The organism is Micromonospora sp. WMMD737, from assembly GCF_049179055.1.
In the GTDB taxonomy this organism is placed as follows: Bacteria; Actinomycetota; Actinomycetes; order Mycobacteriales; family Micromonosporaceae; genus Micromonospora; species Micromonospora reichwaldensis.
Genome location: NZ_JBMHMH010000001.1, coordinates 303,463 through 327,382 on the forward strand (window position 1 = coordinate 303,463; position 23,920 = coordinate 327,382).

Sequence of the window (23,920 nt, forward strand, 5' to 3'; positions counted from 1 at the left end):
GCTCCGTAGGGTCGGAGCCCGTCAGGCCGTCTCGCCCTGCCCACCGGCAGCCGAGCGGTACGGATGTGGGTGCGTGCGGTACCCCGGATGGACGGGAGGTCCGCATGGCCGGATCCGGCCTGCCTCAGTTGCTCGCCATCAGTGACCTGCACGTGGTCCACGCGGAGAACAAGGCCATCGTCGAGCGGCTGCGGCCGGAGCGCGACGGCGACTGGCTCATCGTCGCCGGCGACGTCGGGGAGTTCGTCGCCGACATCGAGTGGGCGCTGGGACTGCTCAGCAGCCGGTTCGCCAAGGTGATCTGGGCCCCCGGCAACCACGAGCTCTGGACCCCCCGCGAGGACCCGATCCAGCTGCGGGGAGACGCGCGCTACCAGCACCTGGTGGAGCTGTGCCGCCGGCTCGGGGTGGTGACTCCGGAGGACCCGTACCCCGTCTGGGACCCGCAGGGCGACGACCCGGTCCTGATCGCGCCGCTGTTCCTGCTCTACGACTACAGCTTCCGGCCGGCCGGGACGTACACGAAGGAGCAGGCCCTGGCGCGGGCCCACGAGGTCGGCGTGGTCTGCACCGACGAGATCCTGCTGCATCCGGACCCGTACCCGACGCGCGACGCCTGGTGCCGGGCGCGGCTGGCCCTGACCGAGCGCCGGCTCACCGCCGAACGCAACGGGCTGCCCACCGTCCTGGTCAACCACTTCCCGCTCGTCCGCGAACCCACCCGGATCCTGCGGTACCCGGAGTTCGCGCAGTGGTGCGGCACCGAGGCCACCGCCGACTGGCACGTCCGGTTCGACGCCCGCGTCGCCGTCTACGGCCACCTGCACATCCCGCGCACCACCTGGTACGACGGGGTCCGCTTCGAAGAGGTCTCGGTGGGCTACCCGCGGGAGTGGCGTCGCCGCTCGACGCCTCCGGGGCGGCTGCGCCGCATCCTGCCGGCGGTCGCCGGACAGCCCGTCTGAGCGCCGTCGCGATGCTGGTCACCGCTTTGTCCGGGACCCGCCGCGACGGCCCTCACGGGCCGGTCGATCAGGGGTTCTCTAGGGGTTGGGCGCGTGATGGGCGCTCAGTACCGTCCAGTCACGGTGGCGGGCATGTGTCGGCGGGACGGCCCGGCGTGGCGGGCGCCTGAGCAGGCACGACAACCGGAATCAGGAGCGGGTGTCGGGATCGTTGGCCGGACGGCCATGTCTCCACCCACCTGTGCACGAAGCCGGTCCGTCGGCGGTGGTGTGGTCAACGAATCGGCAGATTCCGATCGATAGCAAGCTCTGGGCGGGTGGGTCATGGCGGACGAAGACAAGCTCCTCGAACACCTGAAGTGGGTGACCTCCGAGCTCCGCCTGGCGCGCCAGCGCCTGACCGAGCTGGAGAACGAGGACGCCGAGCCGATCGCGATCGTCGGGATGGCCTGCCGGTTCCCCGGCGGGGTCGCCTCGCCGGAGGACCTCTGGGAGCTGGTCGCGGGCGGGGTGGACGCCACCGGCACCTTCCCCGACGACCGGGGCTGGGACCTCGACGGGCTCTACGACCCCGATCCGGACCACCCCGGCACCACCTACAGCAACCGGGGCGGCTTCCTGCGCGACGCCGGCCTGTTCGATCCGACCCTGTTCGGCATCTCGCCGCGCGAGGCGCTGGCCATGGACCCGCAGCAGCGGCTCCTGCTCGAGGTGACCTGGGAGGTCTTCGAGCGGGCCGGCATCGACGTCGCGTCGGTGCGGGGCAGCCGTACCGGGGTGTTCGTCGGCACCGCCGGGCAGGACTACACGTCCGTGCTGCGGCAACTGCCCGAGGGCACGGAGGGCTACGTCCTCACCGGCACGGCCGCCAGCGTCATGTCCGGCCGGCTGGCGTACTCCTTCGGGCTGGAGGGCCCGGCCGTCACCATCGACACCGCCTGCTCCTCGTCGCTGGTCGCCCTGCACCTCGCCGGTCAGGCTCTGCGCGACGGCGAGTGCTCCCTCGCCGTGGCCGGCGGCGTCACCGTGCTCGCCACGCCCGGCGCCTTCGTCGAGTTCTCCCGCCAGCGGGGGCTCGCCTCCGACGGCCGGTGCAAGGCCTTCTCCGCCGACGCCGACGGGACCGGCTGGTCCGAGGGCGTCGCCATGCTGCTCGTCGAGAAGCTCTCCGATGCCCGACGCAACGGTCACCCCGTCCTGGCGGTGATCCGGGGCAGCGCCGTGAACCAGGACGGCGCCAGCAGCGGCCTGACCGCCCCCAACGGCCCCTCGCAGCAGCGGGTCATCCGGCAGGCGCTGGAGAACGCCCGGCTCAGCCCGTCCGACGTGGACGTGGTCGAGGCGCACGGCACGGGCACCCGGCTGGGCGACCCGATCGAGGCGCAGGCGCTGCTCGCCACGTACGGGCAGGGACGCTCCGCCGACCGGCCGCTGTGGCTGGGGTCGCTGAAGTCGAACATCGGTCACCCGCAGGCCGCGGCCGGCGCCGGCGGCGTCATCAAGATGGTGATGGCGATGCGGCACGGCGTGCTGCCGCCCACCCTGCACGTGGACCGGCCGTCCCCGCACGTCGACTGGTCGACGGGGGCCGTGTCCCTGCTGGACGAGGCGCGCCCGTGGACGGGCGGCGACCACGTCCGCCGGGCCGCCGTGTCGTCCTTCGGCATGAGCGGCACGAACGCCCACCTGATCCTGGAGCAGGCCCCGGCCCCCGACCCGGCTGCCGACGAGGCCGCGCCGTCGCGCCGTCCCGTCGTCGCGCCGGTGCTGCTCTCCGCCGCGCAGCCCGCCGCGCTGTCCGCGCAGGCCGACCGGCTGGCCCGTTGGCTGGGCGACGAGGAGGAGCCGCGCCCGCTCGACGTGGCCTGGTCGTCGGTGATGTCCCGCTCGACGCTCGACCGGCGTGCGGTGGTGCTCGCCGAGGACCGCGCGGGCCTGCTGGCGGGCCTGGAGTCCCTGGCGGCGGGAGCGCCGTCGGGCACGGTGGTCACGGGCCAGGCCGGGGACCGGGGTCCGCTGGCGGTGCTCTTCTCCGGCCAGGGCGCGCAGCGCGCCGGCATGGGCCGGGAGCTGTACGCCGAGTTCCCGGTCTTCGCCGCCGCCCTCGACGAGGCGTGCGGGCACCTGGACCGGGTGCTGCCGCGCCCGCTGAAGGAGGTGCTGTTCGCGCCCGAGGGTTCCGCCGAGGCGGAGCTGCTGGACCAGACCGCGTTCACCCAGGCCGGGCTGTTCGCGGTCGAGGTGGCGCTGTTCCGCCTGGTGGAGTCGTTCGGCGTGGTGCCGGACTTCGTGGGCGGCCACTCGATCGGCGAGATCGCCGCCGCGCACGTGGCCGGGGTGCTGTCCCTCCAGGACGCCTGCCTGCTGGTGGCGGCGCGGGGCCGGTTGATGCAGGCGCTGCCCGACGGCGGCGGCATGCTCGCCGTGGCCGCCGACGAGGCGGCGGTGGTCGAGTCGATCGCCGGGCTGACCGACCGGGTCGGCGTCGCGGCGGTGAACGGCCCGACCTCGGTCGTGGTCTCCGGTGCCGTCGACGCGCTCGACGAGGTGGAGCGGGCCTGGCGGGACCGGGGTGTGCGTACCCGCCGGTTGACCGTCAGCCACGCGTTCCACAGCCCGCTGATGGAGCCGGTGCTGGAGCGCTTCCGCGGCATCGTCGCGCGGCTGGACTTCGCCGCCCCCGCGCTGCCGATCGTGTCGAACCTGACCGGGGCGCTCGCCGACGCCGACGAGATCCGCACCGCCGACTACTGGGTGCGGCACGTGCGTGAGGCGGTGCGCTACGCCGACGGGATCGCGGCCCTGCGGGCCGCGGGGGTCGACACGTTCCTGGAGGTCGGCCCGCAGAGCGTGCTGACCGCGATGACGGCGGACGCCCTGCCCGACGACGACGTGCTGACCGTCGCCGTCCAGCGCCGGGACCGGCCGCAGGCGCAGGCGCTGCTGGCGGCGCTGGCCGAGCTGCACGTGCACGGCGTGCCGGTCTCCTGGCAGGAGTGGTTCGCCGACACCGGGGCGCGGCGGGTGGAGCTGCCCACGTACGCCTTCCAGCGGGAGCGGTTCTGGCCCGAGGTGGTGCCGTGGCGCGTCGGCGACGTGTCGGGTGCCGGCCTGGGCGTGGCGGGGCACCCGCTGCTCGGCGCCGCGGTGCGCCTCGCCGGTGACGACGAGGTCGTGCTGACCGGCCGGCTGTCGGTGTCGACGCACCCGTGGCTGGCCGACCACGTGGTCGGCGGTGCCGTGGTGGTGCCGGGCACCGCGCTGGTCGAGCTGGCGGTGCGCGCCGGCGACGAGGTGGGCACGTCGCGCGTACGGGAGCTGACCGTGGCGGCGCCGCTGGTGCTGCCGGAGTCCGGCGCGGTACGCGTGCAGGTGCGCGTCGGCGCGGCCGACGACTCCGCCGCCCGGTCGGTCTCCGTGTACTCCCAGCCCGAGGACGACGACTCCGAGTGGACGCGGCACGCCGACGGTGCGCTCGAACCGGTGTCGGCCGACGAGCCGGGCGTCGGCGCGTGGCCGCCGGCGGGCGCGACCGAAGTGGACCTGACCGGGTGGTATCCGGCGCTGGCGGAGCACGGCCTGTCGTACGGGCCGGTGTTCCAGGGCGTGCGTCGGGCCTGGACGGCCGACGGTGCGGCGTACGCCGAGGTGGCGCTGCCGGACGACGCGGCCAGCGACGCGGCCGCGTTCGGGGTGCACCCGGCGCTGCTGGACGCCGCCCTGCACCCGGTGGCCTTGCTGCTGGCGGCGGAGCCGGCGGGCGGCGGGCCCCGCGTGCCGTTCGCGTTCGAGGGCGTGCAGGTGCATGCCTCGGGCGCCAGGACGCTGCGGGTGCGGCTGACCCGGGACGGCTCCGGGGTGCGGCTGGTCGCCTGCGACGGCTCGGGCGCGCCGGTGGTGTCGGTGGACTCCCTGGTGCTGCGGGAGATGACCGCGACGGCCACCCGGAGCGGCGCCGCCCGGTCGCTGTACGAGGTGGCCTGGCAGGCCGAGCAGATCGACGGCGTCGACGACCTTCCGGGGTGGGCGGCGCTGGGCCGGCCGGCATCGGACGCGCTGCCGCAGGTGCCGGTCTTCGCGGACGTGGCGGCCCTGGCGGCGGGCGGGACCACGGCCCGGCAGGTGCTGCTGACGGTGCCCGCCGGCGAACCCGGTGTCGCCGTGCCGGAGGCCGTGCGGACGGTCACCGGCGGTGTGCTGGACGCGCTGCGGTCCTGGCTCGCCGCCGAGCCGCTGGCCGACACGAGGCTCGTGGTGGTGACCCGGGGCGCGGTGGCCGCCGGGGACGACGACCAGGTCACCGACCTGGCCGCCGCCGCCGTCTGGGGCCTGCTGCGCTCGGCGCAGTCCGAGCACCCGGGGCGGATCGTCCTCGCCGACGTCGAGGGCGAGTTGACCCCCGCGACCCTCGCCGTGCTGGCCGGGGCCGCCGTCGACCCGTCGGTCTCCGGCGGCCAGCTCGCGGTGCGCGGCGAGCGCACCCTCGTGCCGAGGCTGGCGCGGCCGGTGGGCGACGAGCTGACCCCGCCGTCCGGGCCGTGGCACCTCGCCCCCGTCACTCCCGGCACCCTGGACGGGATCGGGCCGGTTCCGGCCACGCCCGTCGCTCTGGAGGCGGGTCAGGTGCGCGTCGCGGTGCGCGCGGCCGGCGTGAACTTCCGGGACGTGCTGATCGGCCTGGGCATGTATCCGGATCCGGCGGCCGTGATGGGCAGCGAGGGTGCGGGTGTGGTGGTCGAGGTCGGCCCCGGCGTGACCGACCTGGCGCCCGGCGACCGGGTGATGGGCATGTTCGAGCTCGGGTTCAGCCCGCAGGCGGTCGCCCACCGCCAGCGCATCGCCAGGATGCCCGCCGGCTGGTCCTTCACCCAGGCGGCGTCCGTCCCCCTGGTCTTCCTGACCGCGTACTACGCGCTGCGCGACCTGGCCGGGCTGCGGGCCGGCGAGTCGGTGCTGATCCACAACGGCGCCGGTGGCGTCGGCATGGCCGCCATCCAGCTCGCCCACCACCTCGGCGCCACCGTCCACGCCACGGCCAGCCCCGGCAAGTGGGGCGTGCTCCGCGGCCTCGGGGTGGCGGGGGAGCGGATCGCGTCGTCGCGGACCACGGAGTTCGAGCAGGTCTTCGGCGCGGCCACCGGTGGTGCCGGGGTGGACGTGGTGCTCGACGCGTTGGCCGGTGAGTTCGTCGACGCGTCGTTGCGGCTGCTGCCGCGCGGCGGCCGGTTCGTGGAGATGGGCAAGGCCGACGTGCGCGACCCGGAGACGGTCGCCGCCGACCACCCGGGCGTGACGTACCGCGCGTTCGACCTCAACGAGGCGGGCAGCACCCGCATCGGCGAGATGCTCACCGAGATCCTCGACCTGTTCGCGCGGGGCGCGCTGCGTCCGCTGCCCGTACGGGCGTGGGACGTGCGTCAGGCCCGGCAGGCGCTGCGGCACGTCAGCCAGGCCCGCCACGTCGGCAAGGTGGTGCTGCGCATCCCCGCGCCCGCCGACCCCGACGGCACCGTGCTGCTCACCGGCGCGGCCGGGACCCTGGCCGGCGTACTCGCGCGGCACCTCGTCGCCACCGGCCAGGCCCGCCGCCTGCTGCTGGCCTCCCGCCGCGCACCCGGCCGGGACGACGCGTACGCCACCCTGGTCCGGGAACTGACCGACGCGGGCGCCGACGTCACCGCCGTGGCCGTCGACGTCAGCGACCCCGCGCAGGTCACCGAGCTGATCGCCGGAATCGACCCGGCGCACCCGCTGACGGCGGTGGTGCACACCGCCGGCGTGATCGCCGACGCGACCATCGGTTCGTTGGACGAGTCCGCCCTGCGTACGGTGCTGGCGCCGAAGGTGGACGCCGGCTGGGCGTTGCACGAGGCGACCGCGCACCTGGACCTGTCGGCGTTCGTGCTGTTCTCCTCGGTGGCGGCCACCCTCGGCTCGCCGGGGCAGGGCAACTACGCGGCGGCGAACGCGTTCCTCGACGCCCTCGCGCAGCACCGCCGCCAGCAGGGGCTGCCCGCCACCAGCCTCGCCTGGGGCATGTGGGCCACCGACAGCGCGATGACCGCGCACCTCGACGGCGACGACCAGCAGCGGCTGCGGCGGGTCGGGATGAGCCGGCTCTCCCCGGCCGAGGGCGCCGAACTCTTCGACGCCGCCCTGCCTGCGGTGCAGCCGGTCGTCGTCGCGGCCCGCCTGCACGTCACCGGCGAGGCGAGCGGCGTACCGCCGCTGATGCGGCACCTGCTGCGCGGCGGCGGCCGACGCCGCACCGCCACCGACCGGCCGGGCACCGGGGCGTCCTGGCGGGAGCGGCTCGACGGCCTGTCCGAGGCGGACGCCCGCCAGGCGCTCGTCGACCTCGTCTGCGGCCAGGCCGCCACGGTGCTGGGGCACTCCTCGGCGCAGGCTGTCCCCGCCGCCCGCGCCTTCAAGGACCTGGGCTTCGACTCGCTGACCTCAGTGGAGCTGCGCAACCGGCTGGGCGCCGCCACCGGGCTGCTGCTGACCGCCACGCTGGCCTTCGACCACCCCACCCCGGCCCGGCTCGCCGAGCACCTGTTCGCGCAGCTCGGCCGGGCCACCGGCGCCGGCACCACCGTCCGTACGGTCGTCACCGCCGACGCCGACGAGCCCATCGCCATCATCGGCATGGCCTGCCGCTACCCGGGCGGCGTCGCCACCCCCGAGCAGCTGTGGCAGCTCGTCACCTCCGGGTCCGACGCCATCGGCGGCTTCCCCACCGACCGCGGCTGGGACCTCGACCGGCTGTACGGCACCGACGGCGACCAGGCCGGCGGCACCGTCACCGACCAGGGCGGCTTCCTCTACGACGCGGCCGACTTCGACGCCGGCTTCTTCAACATCAGCCCCCGCGAGGCCCTCGCCATGGACCCGCAGCAGCGGCTGCTGCTGGAGACCGCCTGGGAGAGCTTCGAGTACGCCCGCATCGACCCCACCGCCCTCGGCGGCACCGCCACCGGTGTCTTCATCGGCGCCGCCTCCTCCGGCTACGCCACCAGCGGCCGCGACGACCTGGACGGCCTCGAGGGACACCTGCTCACCGGGACGGCGGGCAGCGTCGCCTCCGGGCGGGTCGCCTACATGTTCGGCCTCGAAGGCCCGGCGGTCACCGTCGACACCGCCTGCTCCTCGTCGCTGGTGGCGCTGCACCTCGCCGCCCAGGCGCTGCGCGGCGGCGAATGCGACATGGCCCTGGCCGGCGGGGTGGCGCTGATGGCGCAGCCCGGCATGTTCTCCGAGTTCTCCCGGCAGGGCGGCCTCGCCCCGGACGGGCGGTGCAAGGCGTTCGCCGCCGGCGCCGACGGCACCGGCTGGTCCGAGGGCGTGGGCATGCTGCTCGTGGAGCGCCTCTCCGACGCCCGGCGCAACGGGCACCGGGTGCTCGCCGTACTGCGCGGCTCCGCGATCAACCAGGACGGCGCGTCCAACGGGCTGACCGCCCCGAACGGCCCGTCACAGCAGCGGGTGATCCGGCAGGCCCTGGAGAACGCGCGGCTCAACCCGGCCGACGTGGACGCCGTCGAGGCGCACGGCACCGGCACCGTCCTCGGCGACCCCATCGAGGCGCAGGCGGTGCTGGCCACCTACGGGCAGGACCGCGCCGACGCCGAGCCGCTCTGGCTCGGCTCGATCAAGTCGAACATCGGCCACTCCCAGGCCGCGGCCGGGGTGGCCGGCGTGATCAAGATGGTGCTGGCGATGCGGCACGGCGTGCTGCCGCCCACCCTGCACGTGGACGAGCCGTCGCCCCACGTCGACTGGAGCGCCGGGGCGGTCGCCCTGCTCACCGAGGCCCGGCCGTGGCCGGCGGTGCAGCGCCCGCGCCGGGCCGCCGTGTCGTCGTTCGGCATCAGCGGCACCAACGCGCACACCATCATCGAGCAGGCGCCCGACGAGCCGGCCCCGGCGACGACCCCGCCGGCGGGGGACCTCCCCGGCCTGGTCGGCCCCGCCGCCGTACCCCTGCTGGTCTCCGGCCGCAGCCCCCGCGCGCTCGGGGCGCAGGCTGCCCGGATCGGCGAACGGCTGGCCGGCGACGCCGAGACGGACCTGCGGCACCTCGGGTTCTCCCTGGCCGCCCAGCGGGCCCACCACCCGTACCGGGCGGTCGTCGTGGCCGCCGACCGGGACGACGCGGCCGCCCGACTGGCCGCCCTCGCCTCCGCCGACGGCACGCCGGCCGGCGCGGACACGGCGTCGAAGGTCGTCTTCGTCTTCCCCGGTCAGGGCTCCCAGTGGAAGGGAATGGCCCTCGACCTGCTGGAGACCTCGCCGGTCTTCCGGCAGCGGATGGGGGAGTGCGCCGAGGAGCTGTCCCGGCTGGTGGACTGGTCCCTCACCGACGTGCTCCGCGAGGCGCCCGGCGCCCCGCCCCTGGACCGGGTGGACGTGGTCCAGCCGGTGCTCTTCTCCGTCATGGTGTCCCTCGCCCAGCTCTGGCGCTCGTGCGGCGTCGTGCCGGCCGCCGTCGTCGGGCACTCCCAGGGTGAGATCGCCGCGGCCTGCGCGGCCGGCGCGCTGACCCTCGCCGACGCGGTACGGCTCGTCGTGGCGCGCAGCCGTGGCCTGCTGGCCATCTCGGGCCGGGGCGGCATGGTCTCCGTCCCGCTGCCGGCCGCCGACACCGAGCAGCTCATCGCGCAGTGGCGCGGCACCCTCTCCGTGGCCGCCCTCAACGGCGCCGCCGCGACCGTGGTCTCCGGTGACGCGGCGTCGGTCGCCGAACTGCTCGCGCACTGCGCCGAGCGGGACATCCGGGCCCGCGCGATCGCCGTCGACTACGCCTCACACTGCGACCACGTCGACGCCGTACGCGACGACCTGGTGGCCGCGCTCGGCACGGTCGACTCCCGCTCGACCGGGGTGGCCTTCCACTCCACGGTCACCGGCGAGCCCATCGACACCGCCGAGCTCGACGCGGGCTACTGGTACCGCAACCTGCGGGAACCGGTCCGCCTCGCGCCGGTGCTGGACCAGCTGATCGACCAGGGCTTCCGGGTCTTCGTCGAGGTCAGCCCGCACCCCGTGCTGAAGGTGGTGGTGCAGGACGCGCTGGAGAAGGCCACCGGCGCGGTCGACGCGGGCGTCGTGGTCGGTTCGCTGCGCCGCGACGAGAACGGGCCGCACCAGCTGCTGACCGGCCTCGGCGACCTGCACGTCGCCGGGGTGCCCGTCGACTGGGCGGCGGTGTTCGCCGGCTCCGGCGCCACCGGCGTCGACCTGCCGACGTACGCCTTCCAGCGGGAGCGGTTCTGGCCGGCGGTCGACCACTCCACGGGCGGCGACGTGTCGGGCGCGGGCCTCGGGGCGGCGGGACATCCGCTGCTCGGCGCGGCGGTGCGCCTCGCCGGTGACGACGAGGTCGTGCTGACCGGCCGGCTGTCGGTGTCGACGCACCCGTGGCTGGCCGACCACGTGGTCGGCGGTGCGGTGCTGGCGCCGGGCACCGCGCTGGTGGAGCTGGTGGTGCGCGCCGGCGACGAGATGGGCGCGTCGCGGGTACGCGAGTTGACGGTGGCGGCGCCGCTGGTGCTGCCCGCCGCCGGTGCCGTCCGCGTGCAGGTGCGCGTCGGCGCGGCCGACAGCTCCGGCGTCCGGTCGGTGGCGGTCCACTCGCAGCCCGACGGCGACCCGGAGGCCGACTGGACGCGGCACGCCGACGGTGTGCTGGAGCCCGCCGCCGACGAGCCGGAGGTGGGCGCCTGGCCGCCCGCCGGGGTGCCCGAGGTGGACCTCGCCGGCTGGTATCCGGCGCTGGCGGAGCGGGGCCTGACCTACGGCCCGTCGTTCCAGGGGCTGCGCCGGCTGTGGGCCGCCGGCGACCACGCGTACGCCGAGGTGGCGTTGCCGGACGAGGCGACCGCCGACACCGACCGGTTCGCCGTGCACCCGGCGCTCCTGGACGCCGCGCTGCACCCCGTGGGGCTGCTGCTGGCGGACCGCTCCGGCGGGCCGCGGGTGCCCTTCGCCTTCGAGGGCGTGCAGGTGCACGCCTCCGGGGCCCGGGTGCTGCGGGTGCGGCTGACCCGGACGGGTTCCCGGGTGCGGCTGGTGGCCGGCGACGAATCGGGCGCGCCCGTGGTGTCGGTGGACGCGCTCGCGTTGCGGGAGATGACCGCGTCCACGGGTCAGGACCCCGCCGAGCGGGCGCTGTTCGAGGTGACGTGGCAGACCGAGCGGGTCACGCCGGCGCGCGACGTCACCGGCTGGATGCTGCTCGGCGACACCGAGGTGCCGGCGGAGCTGTCCACGCCGGCGTTCCCGACCGTCGGCGACCTGGTCACGGCGATCTCCGGCGGCGCGGTCGAGGCGCCCCGCGCGCTGCTGCTCCCGGTCCGGGCGGACACGCCGGACGCCGGACTGCCCGACCTGGTGGGCACGGTCACCGCCCAGGTGCTGGACGTGCTGCGCTCCTGGCTGGCCGCCGAGGCCCTGGCCGACACGAAGCTGGTGGTCCTGACCCGCGGCGCGGTGCTCGCCGCACCGGCCGACGCGCTGCGGGACCTGGCCGGCGCGACGGTCTGGGGCCTGCTGCGCTCGGCGCAGTCGGAGCACCCGGGCCGGATCGTCCTCGCCGACGTCGACGGCGCGCTCACCCCGGCGACCCTCGCGGTGCTGGCCGCGGTGGCCGAGGACCCGTCGGCCACCGGCGGCCAGGTGGCCGTACGCGGCGACGAGGTGCGCACCCCGCGCCTGGGCCGGCCCACGGGCCCGGCCGCCGAGGAACTCGTCGCGCCGGCCGGGCTGTGGCAGGTCGGCGCGGTCAGCCCCGGCACCCTCGACGGGATCGGCATGGTGCCCGCCACGTCCGTCGCCCTGGACGCGGGTCAGGTGCGCGTCGCCGTGCGCGCGGCCGGCGTGAACTTCCGGGACGTGCTGATCGGCCTGGGCATGTATCCGGATCCGGCGGCCGTGATGGGCAGCGAGGGTGCGGGTGTCGTGGTCGAGGTCGGCCCCGGCGTGACCGACCTGGCGCCCGGCGACCGGGTGCTCGGCATGTTCGAGCCGGCCTTCGCCCCCGAGGTGGTCGCCGCCCGCGACCTCGTCGCGAAGATCCCCGCCGGCTGGTCCTTCACGCAGGCCGCGTCGGTGCCGGTGGTGTTCCTGACCGCGTACTACGCGCTGCGCGACCTGGCCGGGCTGCGGTCCGGCGAGTCGGTGCTGATCCACAACGGCGCCGGTGGCGTCGGCATGGCGGCCATCCAGCTCGCCCGGCACTGGGGCGCGACGGTCTACGCCACCGCCAGCCCCGGCAAGTGGGGCGTGCTGCGGGGCCTCGGGGTGGCCGGGGAGCGGATCGCGTCGTCGCGGACCACGGAGTTCGAGCAGGTCTTCGGCGCGGCCACGGGCGGTGCCGGGGTGGACGTGGTGCTCGACGCGTTGGCCGGTGAGTTCGTCGACGCGTCGTTGCGGCTGCTGCCGCGCGGTGGCCGGTTCGTGGAGATGGGCAAGGCCGACGTACGCGACCCGGAGACGGTCGCCGCCGACCACCCCGGCGTCAGCTACCGCGCGTTCGACCTCAACGAGGCCGGACACCCGCGGATCGGCGAGATGCTGACCGAGATCCTCGACCTCTTCGCGCAGGATGCGCTGCGCCCGCTGCCCGTACGGGCCTGGGACGTGCGCCAGGCCCGGCAGGCGCTGCGGCACATCAGCCAGGCCCGCCACATCGGCAAGGTCGTCCTGCGGGTGCCCGCGCCCGCCGACCCCGACGGCACCGTGCTGCTCACCGGCGCGGGAGGCGCCCTCGCCCGGGTGTTCGCCCGGCACCTCGTCGCCACCGGTCAGGCGCGGCACCTGCTGCTGGCCTCGCGCCGCGGCCCCGAGCAGTACCAGGACCTCATCGAGGAGCTCACCCGGGCCGGTGCCCGGGTCACCGTCGGCACCGCCGACGTGACCGACCCCCGGCAGGTGACGCGCCTGCTGGAACTGGTGGACCCGGCGCACCCGCTGACGGCGGTGGTGCACACCGCCGGCGTGATCGCCGACGCGACCATCGGTTCGTTGGACGAGTCCGCCCTGCGTACGGTGCTGGCGCCGAAGGTGGACGCCGGGTGGGCGCTGCACGAGGCGACCGCGCACCTGGACCTGTCGGCGTTCGTGCTGTTCTCCTCGGTGGCGGCCACCCTCGGTTCCCCGGGGCAGGGCAACTACGCGGCGGCGAACGCGTTCCTCGACGCCCTCGCCCAGCACCGCCGCCAGCAGGGCCTGCCCGCCACCAGCCTCGCCTGGGGACTGTGGGCCACCAGCAGCGCGATGACCGCGCACCTGCACGGCAACGACCACCGCAAGGCGATCCGCGCCACCAGCGCCCCGCTGACCGACCAGCAGGGCGTCGCGCTCTTCGAGGCGGCGCGGCAGCGCGGCAGCGCCCACCTCGTACTCATGAACCTGCCGCCGGCGACCGCGCGCCCGGCCGGCGGCACCGTGCCCAGCCTGCTGCGTGACCTGGTCCGCACCTCCGCTCCGGCCCGCCGCGCGGTGGGTCGGGGCACGGCCGACACCGCGTCGGTGCGGGACCGCCTGGCGATGCTCAGCCCGGCCGAGCGGCGCAACCACCTGCTCGACCTGGTGGCCACGAACGTCGCCAGCGTGCTCGGGCACCGCTCCGCGGAGAACGTCGACCCCCACCGCGCCTTCAAGGAGTTGGGCTTCGACTCGCTCACCTCCGTCGAGCTGCGCAACCGGCTCTCCGCCGCGACCGGGCTGCGGCTGCCCGCGACCGTGGCGTTCGACCACCCGGCCCCCGCGGTGCTCGCCGACTTCCTCGACCGGGAACTGGGCGGCGGTTCGGACGCCGCCCGCCCGGCCGCGGTCGGTACGGCCGCCGCGCTCGACGAGCCGATCGCCATCATCGGCATGGCCTGCCGCTTCCCCGGAGAGGTGCAGACCCCCGAGCAGCTCTGGCAGGTGGTCACCGCCGGCGCCGACGTCATCTCGCCGTTCCCCACCGACCGGGGCTGGGACCTGGACGACCTGAGGGCCAGCGGCGGGGACGACACGTCCGTGCCCCGCCAGGGCGGCTTCCTGCACGACGCCGCCCAGTTCGACGCCGCCTTCTTCGGGATCTCGCCCCGGGAGGCGCTGGCCATGGACCCGCAGCAGCGGTTGCTGCTGGAGACGTCCTGGGAGGCCTTCGAACGGGCGGGGATCGACCCGCACTCGGCGCGGGGCAGCAGCACCGGCGTCTACGTCGGGCTGATCTACCACGACTACGCCTCCCAGGCCGCCGGAACGACCGACGAGGTGGACGGCTACGTCGGCAACGGCAGCGCGGGAAGCGTCGCCTCGGGACGCATCTCGTACCTGTTCGGCCTCGAAGGTCCCGCGGTCACCGTCGACACCGCCTGCTCGTCGTCGCTTGTCGCGCTGCACCTGGCCACCCAGGCGCTGCGGCAGGACGAGTGCCGGCTCGCGCTCGCCGGCGGGGTGAGCGTGATGTCCACCCCCGGCATGCTCACCGAGTTCTCCCGGCAGCGCGGCCTGTCGCCCGACGGTCGGTGCAAGGCCTTCGGCGCGGGCGCCGACGGCACCGGCTTCGCCGAGGGCGTCGGGATGCTCCTGCTGGAGCGCCTCTCCGACGCGCAGCGCAACGGCCACCGCGTCCTCGCCGTCGTGCGGGGCAGCGCGGTGAACCAGGACGGGGCCAGCAGCGGCCTGACCGCGCCGAACGGTCCCGCGCAGCAGCGGGTCATCCGGCAGGCGCTCGCGAACGCCCGGCTGACCCCGGGCGACGTCGACGCCGTCGAGGCGCACGGCACGGGCACCGCGCTGGGCGACCCGATCGAGGCGCAGGCCCTCCTGGCCACGTACGGGCAGGACCGGCCGCGGGACCGGCCGCTGTGGCTCGGTTCGATCAAGTCGAACATCGGTCACGCCCAGGCGGCGGCGGGCGTCGCCGGGGTGATCAAGATGGTGCTGGCGATGCGGCACGGGGTGCTGCCGCCGACCCTGCACGCGGACGAGCCGTCGCCGCACATCGACTGGACCGCCGGCTCGGTGGCCCTGCTCACCGGCGCCCGGTCGTGGCCGGCCGTCGACCGGCCGCGCCGGGCCGCGGTGTCGTCGTTCGGCATCAGCGGCACCAACGCGCACACGATCATCGAGCAGGCGCCGGAGTTCGTCGCGCCGCCCGCCGGGCCGCCCGCGACGTCCCCCGTCGACCTCGTGGCGTGCGTCCTCTCGGCCCGCGACGACGCCGCCCTGCGCGAGCAGGCACGCCGGCTGCGGGGCCTGCTGGACGACGAACCGGACCTGACGCTCGCCGACGTCGCCCACGCGCTCGCCACCCGCCGCACGGCCTTCGAACACCGCGTGGTGCTGCTGGCCCGGGAGCGCGGGGACCTGCTCACCGCCCTCGACGCGGTGGCCGACGACCAGCCCTCGGCCGCCGTCGTCCACGGCGTGGCCCGTGGCGGACGCACCGCGATCCTCTTCTCCGGCCAGGGCGCCCAGCGTCCCGGCATGGGGCGCGAGCTGTACGACGCCCACCCGGCCTTCGCCGCCGCCCTCGACGAGGTGTGCGGGCACCTGGACCAGCACCTGCCCCGTCCGCTGCGCGAGGTGCTGTTCGCCGAGGCGGGCACGCCGGAGGCGGAGCTGCTGGACCAGACCGTCTTCACCCAGGCCGGGCTGTTCGCCGTCGAGGTGGCCCTGTTCCGGCTGGTCGAGTCGTTCGGCGTCCGGGCGGACCTGGTGGCCGGGCACTCGATCGGCGAGGTGGCCGCCGCCCACGTCGCCGGGCTGTTCAGCCTCGCCGACGCCTGCGCGCTGGTGGGGGCCCGCGGCCGGCTCATGCAGGCCCTGCCGGCCGGCGGCGGGATGCTCGCGGTCGGCACCGACGAGCAGGCCGTCGTGGAGTCGCTGGCCGGGCTCACCGACCGGCTCGGCGTCGCGGCGGTGAACGCCCCGACCGCCGTGGTGGTCTCCGGCGAGGTCGGGGCCCTCGACGAGGTGGAGCGGACCTGGCAGGACCGGGGCGTACGCACCCGCCGGCTGAACGTCAGCCACGCCTTCCACAGCCCGCTGATGGAGCCGATGCTGCGCGAGTTCCGGCAGGTGCTCGACACCCTGACGTTCGGCTGGCCGACCCTGCCGATCGTGTCGAACCTGACGGGCGAGATCGCCGACCCCGACGAGATCGGCACCCCCGACTACTGGGTCCGGCACGTGCGCGAGACCGTCCGGTTCGCCGACGGGGTCGCCAGCCTGCGTACGCGCAACGTCCGGGTCTTCCTCGAACTGGGCCCCGACGCGGTGCTCGCCGGCATGGTGCGCGGCTGCCTGCCCGACGACGGCGAGACCCTTCCGGCGGCCGTCGTGGCGAGCCTGCGCCCGGGCCGCCCGGAACCGGTGTCGCTGATGAACGCGCTGGCGGAGCTGCACGTGCACGGCGTGCCGGTCACCTGGACCGACCTCCTGCCGGGCGCCGCGAGCCGCCCGGTGGACCTGCCGACGTACCCGTTCCAGCGGCAGCGGTTCTGGCCGGCGGTGGGGCGGCTGCGGGCCGGCGACGTCAGCGGCGCGGGCCTTGGCGTTGCGGGGCACGGCCTGCTCGGCGCGGCGGTCGACCTCGCCGGCGACGACGAGGTGGTGCTGACCGGCCGGCTGTCGCTGGCCACCCACCCCTGGCTGGCCGACCACGTGGTCTCGGGCGTGCCGCTGGTCCCCGGCACGGCGCTTGTGGAACTGGCCGTGCGCGCGGGCGACGAGGCGGGCGTGTCCCGGCTGCGTGACCTGGCGGTGCTGACGCCGCTGGTGCTGCCCGACGCGGGCGCCGTGCGGATCCAGGTCCGGGTGTCGGCGGGCGAGGCGTCGCAGCGTCCCGTCGCCGTCTACTCGCGCCCCGACGACGACCCCGAGGCGGGCTGGCTCCAGCACGCCGAGGGTGTGCTGGAGCCGGCGACGGCGGACGAGCCGAGGACGGGCACCTGGCCGCCGGTCGGCGCGACCGAGGTCGACCTGGCGGGCTGGTATCCGGCGCTCGTCGCGCGCGGCCTGGCGTACGGGCCGGTGTTCCAGGGTCTGCGACGCGCGTGGGTGGGCGACGGCGAGGTGTTCGCCGAGGTGGTCCTGCCGGACGACGCGGTGGCGGGCATCGACCGGTTCGGGGTGCACCCGGCGCTGCTGGACGCGGCCCTGCACCCGGTCGCCCTGCTGCTGGGCGAGGAGCCGGGCGGGCCACGGGTGCCGTTCGCGTTCGAGGGCGTGCAGGTGCACGCCTCCGGTGCCAGCGTGCTGCGGGTCCGGTTGTCCCGCAGCGCCGCCGGCGTGCGGCTGGTGGCGTGCGACGAGGTGGGCGCGCCGGTGGTGTCGGTGGACTCCCTCGTCCTGCGTGAGCTGGCTGGCACGGCCACGGCGGGTGTGGCGTCCCGGTCGATGTTCGAGGTGGTCTGGCAGGCGGAGGAGACCGAACCGGTCGACGACGTCTCGGGTTGGGCGGTGCTGGGCGGGCCGGCCCTGCCGGGCGTTCCTGGCGGCCCCTCCGCCGAGACGATCAGGCAGCTGCTGGCCGCGATCGACACCGGCACCACCCCGCCGCGCCGGCTGCTGTTCACGCCGACCGGGCCGGACGCCGGCGACGCCGACGCGGCGCAGCGGGCCCGGGCCATGACGGCGGACGTGCTGGGCCTCGTGCAGGCGTGGCTGGCCGCCGACGTCCTGGCGGACTCGAAACTGGTGGTGGCCACCCGACGCGCCGTGTCCGTCGGCGACGAGGACCAGGTGACGGATCCGGCCGCCGCGGCGGTGTGGGGTCTGCTGCGCTCGGCGCAGTCCGAGCACCCGGGCCGCATCGTCCTGGCCGACGTGGACCGTGGCGTGAACCCCGGCGTGCTGGGCACCCTGACCCGCTACGCGGCGGACCCGACCGGCGGCCAGGTGGCCGTCCGTGGCGGCGAGGTCTTCGTGCCGCGTCTGGTCCGTGCCGTGGTCCCGGCGTCGGCGCAGGCGCCGGCCGTGGGTGACGGCGTGGTGCTGGTGACCGGTGGTACGGGTGCGCTCGGTGCGCTGGTCGCGGAGCACCTGGTGTCGGTGCACGGCGTGCGGTCGCTGGTGCTGGTGTCGCGGCGCGGTCCGGAGGCCGCCGGTGCGGGCGAGTTGTCGGAGCGGTTGTCCGCGCTGGGCGCGTCGGTGCGGGTGGTCGCGTGTGACGTGACGGACCGGGACCAGGTGTTCGGCCTGGTCGCCGAGATCGGCGCCGAGGGTCGCCTGGCGGGTGTGGTGCACACGGCCGGTGTCCTGGACGACGGTGTCGTGGAGGGGCTGACGGCGGAGCGGCTGGCCGGGGTGTTGGCGCCGAAGGTGTCGGCGGGTTGGTTCCTGCACGAGGCGACGGCGTCCCTCGCGCCGGATCTGGACGTGTTCGTGGTGTTCTCGTCGGTGGCGGGGGTGCTCGGCTCGCCGGGCCAGTCGGCGTACGCGGCGGCCAACGCCTTCCTCGACGGGCTGGCGGTGTGGCGGCGCAAGTCCGGCCTGCCCGCGGTCAGCCTGGCGTGGGGCATGTGGGACACCGCCGGCATGGCCGCGTCGATCGGTGGCGTCGAGCGGGCCCGGTCGGCACGCGCCGGCCTGCGGGGCATGAACGCCCGGACCGGTCTGGAGCTGTTCGACGCCGCCCTGGGCGCCGGCCGGCCGGCGCTGGTGCCGGCCGTGATCGACGTGCCCGCGCTGCGCGCGGCGGCCGCCGGCGGGATGGTGCCGCCGATGCTGCGGGTCCTCATCGGCACGGCGAACACCCGCCGCCAGGCGGGCAAGGGCGGTGACGGCTGGGCCGACCGGCTCGCCAGGCTCAGCGAGGAGAACGGCCTCACCGAGGTGGACCAGCTGGTGCGGGGTCTCGTCGCGCAGGTGCTGGGGCACGGCGGCGCCGAGGCGGTGCCGGCGGACCGGGCGTTCCGCGAGCTGGGCTTCGACTCGCTGACCGCCGTCGAGCTGCGCAACCGGGTCAACGGCGCGACCGGCCTGCGGCTGGCCTCGACCCTGGTGTTCGACTACCCGACCCCGCAGGCCCTGACCGCCCACGTGTACGCGGAACTGGTCGGCGAACGGCTCGCCGCCGTCGCCTCCGACGAGCCGGCCGGCGGCGACGCCGACGAGCCGATCGCGATCGTGGGCATGGCCTGCCGCTACCCCGGCGGCGTCCAGTCACCCGACCAGCTGTGGAAGCTGGTCAGCACCGGCGGGGAGGGCGTCGGCGAGTTCCCGGCCGACCGCGGCTGGGACCTCGACACGCTCTTCCACCCCGATCCGGACCACCCCGGGACGTCGTACACCCGGCACGGCGGTTTCCTGTACGACGCCGGCGCGTTCGACCCCGCGTTCTTCGGCATCTCGCCGCGCGAGGCCCTCGCCATGGACCCGCAGCAGCGGTTGCTGCTGGAGGCGTCGTGGGAGACGTTCGAGTCGGCCGGGCTGGACCCGTCGCGGCTGCGGGGCAGCCGCACGGGTGTCTTCGCCGGCGTCATGTACCACGACTACGCGAACCGGCTCATGGAGCTGGCCGGCGAGGTCGAGGGCTACGTCGGCACCGGCAACTCGGGCAGCGTGCTGTCCGGTCGCGTGGCGTACACGTTCGGCCTGGAGGGCCCGGCGGTCAGCGTCGACACGGCGTGCTCGTCGTCGCTGGTGGCGCTGCACCTGGCGGTGCAGGCGTTGCGCTCGGGTGAGTGTGATCTGGCGTTGGCCGGTGGTGTGACGGTGATGGCGACGCCGGGGACGTTCATCGAGTTCTCGCGGCAGCGCGGGTTGTCGCAGGACGGCCGCTGCAGGTCGTTCGCGGCGTCGGCCGACGGCACGGGCTGGTCCGAGGGCGTCGGCGTGCTGCTGGTGCAGCGTCTCTCCGACGCCCAGCGGGAGGGTCGGCGCATCTACGCGGTCGTGCGGGGCTCGGCGGTGAACCAGGACGGCGCGTCGAACGGGCTGACGGCTCCGAACGGTCCGTCGCAGCAGCGGGTGATCCGGCAGGCGCTCGCGAACGCGCGCCTGTCTCCGGCGGACGTGGACGCCGTGGAGGCGCACGGTACGGGCACGACGCTGGGTGACCCGATCGAGGCGCAGGCGTTGTTGGCGACGTACGGGCAGGAGCGTCCGCAGGATCGGCCGCTGTTGTTGGGGTCGGTGAAGTCGAACATCGGGCACACGCAGGCCGCCGCCGGTGTAGCTGGTGTGATCAAGATGGTCATGGCGATGCGCCACGGCGTCGTCCCGTCGACGTTGCACGTGGACGAGCCGTCGCCGCACGTCGACTGGTCGGCCGGGGCGGTCGCCCTCACCACCGAGGCGACGCCGTGGCCGGCGGTGGACCGGCCGCGTCGGGCGGCGGTGTCGTCGTTCGGCATCTCCGGCACGAACGCGCACGTGATCATCGAGCAGCCGCCGGCCGAGCTGGTCGAGGGCGAGATCGTCGCCGGAAACGTACCGCCGCTGGTGCCGGTGCTGCTGTCGGCCCACGACGGCGCGTCGCTGGCCGCGCAGGCGGGTCGCTGGGCGAGCTGGCTGGCCGCCGACGGCGGCGTACGTCCGCTGGACGTGGCGTGGTCGAGCGTGGTGTCCCGGTCGGTGCTGGAGCACCGCGCGGTGGTGGCCGGGACGGGCCGCGACGAGCTGCTGGCGGGCCTGGCGGCGTTGGCGGCGGGCGAGCCCTCCGGCGGGGTCTTCGCGGGCCCGGGTGGGCCCCGGGGCCAGCTGGCGCTGGTGTTCTCCGGCCAGGGCGCGCAGCGCGCCGGGATGGGCCGGGAGCTGGCCGAGGCGTTCCCGGTGTTCGCGGCCGCCCTGGACGAGGTGTGCGGACACCTCGACCCCCTGCTGCCGGGTGCGCTGCGGGAGGTGCTGTTCGCCGAGGCGGGTACGGAAGAGGCGGAGCTGCTGGACCAGACCGTCTTCACGCAGGCCGGGCTCTTCGCCGTCGAGGTGGCGCTGTTCCGGCTGGTGGAGTCGTTCGGCATCGTGCCCGACATGGTGGCCGGCCACTCGATCGGCGAGGTGACGGCGGCGTACGTGGCAGGGGTGTTGTCCCTGGCCGACGCGTGCGCCCTCGTGGCCGCGCGGGGCCGGTTGATGCAGGCGCTGCCCACGGGCGGCGGGATGCTGGCCGTGGCCGCCGACGAGGCTGCGGTGGTGGAGTCGATCGCCGGCCTGGCCGACAAGGTCGGTGTCGCGGCGGTGAACGGGCCGACGTCGATCGTCGTGTCCGGCGCGGTGGAGGCCCTCGACGAGATCGAGCGCGACTGGCGGGACCGGGGCGTACGCACGCGCCGGCTCGCGGTCAGCCACGCCTTCCACAGCCCGCTGATGGAGCCGATGCTCGCCGAGTTCCGGACGGTCCTCGATGGGTTGACGTTCTCCGCGCCGGTGCTGCCGGTCGTGTCGAACGTGACCGGGGCGCTCGCCGACGCCGACGAGATCCGCACGGCCGACTACTGGGTGCGCCACGTCCGCGAGGCCGTCCGCTACGCCGACGGCATTACCGCCCTGCGGGCCGCCGGGGTCGACACGTTCCTGGAGATCGGCCCGCAGAGCGTGCTGACCGCGATGGCGGCGGACATCCTGCCGGACGACGACGACGTCCTGTCGGTCGCCACCCAGCGTCGGGACCGGTCGCAGGCCCAGGCGCTGCTCGGCGCGCTGGCGGAACTGCACGTGCACGGCGTGCCGGTGACCTGGCAGGAGTGGTTCACCGACAGCGGGCCGCGACGGGTCGACCTGCCGACGTACACCTTCCAACACCAGCGCTACTGGCCGGAGCCGGCGAACCGGCCGCGTACGAGGACGACCGACAGCGTCGACGCCGACTTCTGGGCCGCCGTCGAGCAGGGCGACCTGAGCGCCCTCGCCACGCAGTTCGGCGACGACGGCGCCGCCCTGGACGCCCTCACCCCGGCCCTGCCGGTCCTGTCGACCTGGCACCGGGCGCGTACGCGGCGGGCGGTCGTGGACGCGTGGTCGTACCGGGTCGGGTGGAAGCGGACCGACATCACCGCCGAGCCGGCGCGGCCCGGCGTGTGGCTGCTCGTGACGGCGGAGGACGACCTGACGGACGGCACCCGCGCGGAGGCGGTCACCAAGGCCCTCGCCGAGGTCGGCGCCGACGTGGTCCGGCTGACCGTCGACCCGGTCGGCACCGACCGGGCGGAACTCGCCCGCCGGCTGGCCGACGCGCTGGCCGACGGGCCCGTCACCGGCGTGCTGTCCCTGCTCGGCCTCCGCGACCAGCCGCACCCCGCCCACCCGGCCGTACCGGTCGGGACGGCCGCCACGCTGCTGCTGCTCCAGGCCCTGCACGACGCCGGGGCGACGACCCGGCTGTGGTGCCTGACCCAGGGCGCGGTCAGCACCGGCGACGGGGACGCGGTGCACGGCGTCGCCCAGAGCGGGCTGTGGGGCCTGGGGCTCGTGGCGGGCCTGGAACACCCCCAGCTGTGGGGTGGGCTGGTGGACCTGCCCGAGCAGGTCGACGCGACGGCGTGGGACCGGGTGGCGCGGGTGGTGACCGGCGCCGGCGACGAGGACCAGTTGGCCGTACGCCCCTCCGGGGTGTTCGTCCGCCGCCTGGTCCGGGCGGCACCCGCCGCCCCCGACACGGCCCAGCGGTGGCGGCCGTCCGGCACGGTGCTGGTCACCGGCGGCACCGGCGCCCTGGGCGCCCACGTCGCCAGGTGGGCGGCGGCCAACGGCGCCGCGCACGTCGTGCTGACCAGCCGCCGGGGCGAGCGCGCCCCGGGGGCGACGGAGCTGCGCGACGAGCTGACCGCGCAGGGCGTACGGGCGTCGGTCGTGGCCTGCGACGTGGCCGACCGCGACCAGGTGGCGGCACTGCTGGCCCGGCTCGACGAGGACCCCGCGCCGTTGACGGCCGTGGTCCACGCGGCGGGCGCCGGCGAGCCCGGCCTGATCGCCGACACCGACCTGGCCGCGTTCGCCGGCGTGCTCGACGGCAAGGTCGCCGGCGCCGTGCACCTGGACGCGCTGCTCGCCGACCGGCCGTTGGACGCCTTCGTGCTCTTCGCCTCCATCGCCGGGGTGTGGGGCAGCGGCGGGCAGTCCGCGTACGCCGCCGGCAACGCCTTCCTGGACGCGCTCGCGGAGCAGCGTCGCGGACGGGGCCTGCCGGCGACCTCCGTGGCCTGGGGGCCGTGGGCCGACGGCGGCATGGCCACCGGCGAGGCCCAGCAGGCGCTGGCCCGGCGCGGCCTGACCGCCATGGCACCGGCCGACGCCGTGCACGCCATGCGGTACGCCGTCGGCCTGCCCCGGGCGGCGCTGACCGTGGTGGACGTCGACTGGGCGGTCTTCGCCCCGGCGTACGCCCTGGCCCGCCCCCGGCCGCTGCTCGACGACATCGCCGAGGCCCGCGAGGCGCTGCACGCCCAGGCCGGGCAGCAGCAGCCCGGCGGGGCCGTCGACGCCCTGCGGGAGCACCTGCTCACGCTGCCCCGGCCCGAGCGGGTCCGGCACCTGGTCGACCTCGTCCGCACCCACGCCTCCGCCGTGCTCGGCCACTCGGGCACGGACCGGGTCAAGCCGCAGCGCGCCTTCAAGGAGCTCGGGTTCGACTCGCTGACGGCGGTCGAGCTGCGCAACCGGCTGACCGGGGCCACCGGCCTGTCGCTGCCCGCGACCCTCGTCTTCGACTACCCGAACCCGGCCGTGCTCGCCGAGAACCTGCTCGACGGCCTGCTGCCCGAGGGGGCACAGGCGGACGGCGGCGACCCGGCGGAGGCGGCCGTCCGGCAGGCGCTCGCGGCGATCCCGCTGACCCGCCTGCGGGAGGCCGGGCTGCTGGACCTGCTGCTCAACCTCGCCGACGCCGACGGCGGCGACGGTGACGAGTCCACCGACGAGGACCTGGACCTCGACGACCTCGACACCGACGCCCTCGTCAGGCTGGCGCTTGACGGAACCGATTCCTGACCGTTGTCCCCAGTACGGAGCTCATG

General features: G+C 75.8%; 2 protein-coding genes. Both read left to right on the forward strand.

The features are described 5' to 3' along the window. Positions 1-104 precede the first annotated feature (104 nt). On the forward strand, positions 105-965 hold the full coding sequence (locus ACN27A_RS01160; RefSeq protein WP_421449078.1) for a metallophosphoesterase family protein: 861 nt from the start codon (positions 105-107) through the stop codon (positions 963-965). A gap of 324 nt (positions 966-1,289) precedes the next feature. Next, positions 1,290-23,894 carry a type I polyketide synthase gene (locus ACN27A_RS01165; protein WP_421449080.1) on the forward strand — a complete coding sequence of 7,535 codons (22,605 nt, stop codon included), beginning with the start codon at positions 1,290-1,292 and terminating at the stop codon, positions 23,892-23,894. Positions 23,895-23,920 lie beyond the last annotated feature (26 nt).